Source organism: Marinobacter sp. UBA2498, assembly GCF_002341575.1.
Lineage (GTDB): Bacteria > Pseudomonadota > Gammaproteobacteria > Pseudomonadales > Oleiphilaceae > Marinobacter > Marinobacter manganoxydans.
This window is the reverse complement of sequence record NZ_DDOI01000146.1, coordinates 935-1519: the sequence shown is the minus strand read 5'-3', so window position 1 is coordinate 1519 and position 585 is coordinate 935. Positions and strand designations below refer to the sequence as shown.

At 58.1% G+C, this 585-nt stretch carries 1 pseudogene; it reads left to right on the top strand.

Going from position 1 to position 585, the window contains the following annotated elements:
* Positions 1-538 (top strand): annotated as a pseudogene (locus tag B2W52_RS20320) (alginate export family protein); the annotation flags it as partial.
* Positions 539-585 lie beyond the last annotated feature (47 nt).

Here is a 585-nt window from a genome sequence, read left to right as displayed (position 1 = left end):
AGACGTCAACTCAACCCAGAATTTTGGTTTGCGGTTCGCAGGTGGCACCGATGTATCGGAAGACGCCAGGGTCCTGTACACCCTGGAGTACGCAATCCAGAAAGACTATGCAGACAACCCGCAAAGCTTTGAGGCCGCTTATTGGCTGGCGGAAGTGGGGCTCGCAGTCTACGGCCTGACCTTTAAGGTGGGTATGGAGACTCTGGAGTCGGACGACGGCCGGTCATTCCAGACGCCTCTGGCGACGCTTCACGCGATGAACGGTTGGGCCGACCAGTTCCTGGTCACCCCGGACGATGGCCTGCAGGATCTATACGTATCGGCGGGTGCCTCAGCAAAGGGGGTCAAGTGGCTGGCCGTTTATCATGACTACAGCAGTGACATCAATAGCCTGAGCTATGGCTCCGAGCTGGGGCTGCTGGCTGTCTACCCGATCAACAAGCACTACACGGTGGGTGCCAAGTTCGCCAGCTATGCCGCCGATGGTCGTGGCGTGGATACGGACAAGGCCTGGTTGTGGGGAGAGGTCAAGTTCTGACCTTATCACTGTTGCGGTGAACAGACATTCGCCTGATAGAGGGCGGG